Source organism: Nostoc sp. CALU 546 (genome assembly GCF_048836525.1).
On sequence record NZ_JAWJTF010000259.1, the window covers coordinates 1 to 2,982 of the forward strand.

The following is a 2,982-nucleotide window of genomic DNA, read 5'->3' on the forward strand; positions in this document are numbered from 1 at the left end:
ACACATTCATTGGTTGTTAATAGACGTTGAACATTTGCAGCTACAGGTGTTTACTGGCAATATTGTTGGAGGTATGACAGGAGAGGGAGACACTATTGGAGTTGACGTGGATTCTGTAGTTACTGGTGGTATTTCTGATTGAGCTAAAGCATAAGGCTGATCAAAAAGAGAAAATACCGTCATAAATGCCATAAATACAGCAGTTAAAAGCCAAGAAGTTACTTTTTTCGAGTTTGTTTTTTTCATTGGTTTACTTTCCTTGAATTTAGTATCGGGTTTTGTTTTGTTTAATGTTGATTCTAATTTAATACTAATTAATCTTCAAAATCAAATGCTATTATTTTGCATAAACATAAATAAAAATGATGATTAGTTTTAGGTTAGTCATGCAAACTATAAATATGCGCTCAAAATTAGTTTTGGAATAAATTATATATTTATTTTATTTGAAAAAATGGTCACTTTTATCAACTTCTAGTCTGTCTCGATTTACCCAACGATTAACGAACTCATTTTTATTTTTCTGCACTTTTACTTGCACTTGCTTAGAGCCTAATTTGACAACTTCGCCAGGAATTTTCTGGGTTTTTTCTGAGTCAGCACGAGCTTTATAAAGCCAGATAACTTTTTGCCCTACGAAATAGTCAGAATTTGCGCTTAAATGTGATGTTACATCTGCCCAAGAGGGAGTAGCAATTGCTAAGTTAATTAAAAGAATTAAAGTCATTAAAGCTATTTTGAGAATTTTCATGTGTTTGATTTAAGCTTCTATCTAAAAAGCATTGCTAGATTAGGTACAAGTTGATAAGTTCCACTTTTAAACATGATGGATAATCCTAAGTATATTAATACAAATGGAAAGACTTTCCGACCATAGCGAGTCATAACAGAAGCCATGACAGGATTCCGGGTTAGGTTGTAAGAGACAAAGCACCACATTCCAATCGCTAAATAGCAAACACATAAAATGACTGCCAGACTAGGAACGTTACTGCTAGCAAATAGCGGAACATAGATACCGATATTATTTCCACCATTAGCAATGGTAACAGCAGAAACCCGATAGGTTTGACGATCTTTTAGCGTTGCTACTAATGATTTTTTCTGGCGTTTTGTTTTGGCTGAATTAGTAAAATTAACTGATACAGCTTGTAAAGTCTCTTCTTCCTCTCCTCTACTCATTAGATGACTAATACCAATTATAATTGGGAGAATTCCTAGCAATCCAATCCATGCTTCTGGAAGAACTAAACCACCAAAGAAACCAGGAAGACTAGCAAACACTAGTGCAGTAAATCCTACAAATTCGCCAATAATAATATGCTTGGGACGAAAATTATGATTCACTTTGCCAAAGAAAGCTGTCAAATATAAATTATCATCAAATGTCGTTGCAAAAGCCGCAGATATTCCAATAAATAATGTACCAATTAGCCAAGCCATATTTTTTCTCCGCAACGATTTAACAAAATTCTTTTAGAAGATGGTTGAAGCGATCGCAATTAATTACAGATGTGATTTTGTCCTTCAACGGGTAAGCTTAGTAGCTTATGAACTTCATATTATGGGCTGGCTAGAATAAGAGCAAATACTCTTTTTTGTTAAAATGATAAAATGAAGTTATTGAATAAAAAATAAAAAGCACCAGGCGTGAGAATTGCCTGGTGCAAGATGTAAATTACGGCTCAGATACCCGACTTCTTAAAGAATTCGGGTATCTTGTTTTTCACAAATGATTTAGAACGGCTCGATCAGTTAAACACCAGGAGTATTGCCGCCATCAACCAGAATCTCCGCCCCAGTAATGGAAGAGGCAAGATCAGAAACTAAAAATAAAGCCAGTGCAGCAATCTCTTCTGGCTTAACGATTTTCCCTAGAGGTATTGCTTTTAATGATTCTGCCTTGATTTCTTCTACACTCACACCACGGATTTGAGCATTTTGCTCTGCTAAACGTTCGGCACGCTCTGTACCAGTTAGACCGGGTGAAATAGCGTTAATGCGAATATTATGTTGGGCTAACTCTTTAGAAATTCCTCGCGTGAAATTCAATAAGGCAGCATTGGTTGTACCGCCTGGGAGGAAGGACGGACGAGGTGTGCGTCCTGCACCACCAATAATGTTGACAATTCGCCCATCATGCCGATTTTTTTGATGTGGGACAACGGCTCTAACTAATCGGATGTAGCCCAACAATTTCAGATTCCAAGCATCTAAAAAAGCATCATCACCCAACTCTAAGAAAGATCCTGCACGCGCTGAACCAGCATTGTTAATTAGGATATCAATCTGACCAAATTGTGCCAGGGTTGTAGAGACAACCTGATCAATACTTTCTGCTTGAGTGAGGTCGGCACTGACAGAAATCACTTTAGCGCCTGGAGTCGGTAAGGATTGGATATCGGCTACTGCTTTCTCTAGCTTTTCTTGATTACGAGCAGCAATCACTACATTCACACCTTCAGTGTAGAGAGCTTTAGCCGTGGCTAATCCAATACCTGCACTTCCACCTGTAACAATTGCTGTTTTACCTGATAGTTGTAGGTCTAAGCTCATAATGATTTACCTGTGTTGAAAATATTAATTGTTTGAATTTCAGACTCAAATCAAATTAGACTCAGCGCGAATTAATAATATTGCTGACTGAGAGCCTGTATTGTGGATATTCAAGATGCCTTGACTCTCACCAGATGTGCAGTCTAAAAGTATCTTGATTTCTGTATCACGCTTTTCTAAATCCACACTACAAATAATGGCAGTTATTTTTTTACCAGATAAACTTCCGATCCAAACATCAATATTAGACCTATCTCCAGCTTGAGTATCTTGCAAATATCCATAGTCCAAAGGGTAAATCAAGGATGGATATCTGGGGTGTGGGGTTCCTCTTGGACGCTCAATTTTAAGATTGCTAGTGGCTACTAGCCGATCTAGTTTGTGCCAGAATTCATTGCTGTCTGTCATTACCGAAGAAGAATTCAG

At 37.4% G+C, this 2,982-nt stretch carries 4 protein-coding genes; all 4 read right to left on the bottom strand.

The window, feature by feature from the left end; all coding sequences use genetic code 11:
- Positions 1-442: 442 nt before the first annotated feature.
- Positions 443-751, bottom strand: coding sequence for a hypothetical protein (locus tag RRG12_RS42410; protein ID WP_420761464.1), 309 nt, complete (start codon positions 749-751; stop codon positions 443-445).
- A 17-nt stretch (positions 752-768) separates the two neighbouring features.
- Positions 769-1,443, bottom strand: coding sequence for a cadmium resistance transporter (locus RRG12_RS42415; protein WP_420761463.1), 675 nt, complete (start codon positions 1,441-1,443; stop codon positions 769-771).
- A 312-nt stretch (positions 1,444-1,755) separates the two neighbouring features.
- Complete coding sequence (locus tag RRG12_RS42420) at positions 1,756-2,556, bottom strand: SDR family oxidoreductase (protein ID WP_069068775.1); 801 nt, start codon at positions 2,554-2,556, stop codon at positions 1,756-1,758.
- Between the two features lie 45 nt (positions 2,557-2,601).
- On the bottom strand, positions 2,602-2,982 hold a 381-nt coding region (locus RRG12_RS42425), incomplete at its 5' end, for a hypothetical protein (RefSeq protein ID WP_420763239.1).

What these genes read in the sequence shown, in the direction of transcription:
- RRG12_RS42410 (WP_420761464.1), bottom strand. Translation starts at nt 751, where the DNA reads ATGAAAATTCTCAAAATAGCTTTAATGACTTTAATTCTTTTAATTAAC.
- RRG12_RS42415 (WP_420761463.1), bottom strand. Translation starts at nt 1,443, where the DNA reads ATGGCTTGGCTAATTGGTACATTATTTATTGGAATATCTGCGGCTTTT.
- RRG12_RS42420 (WP_069068775.1), bottom strand. Translation starts at nt 2,556, where the DNA reads ATGAGCTTAGACCTACAACTATCAGGTAAAACAGCAATTGTTACAGGT.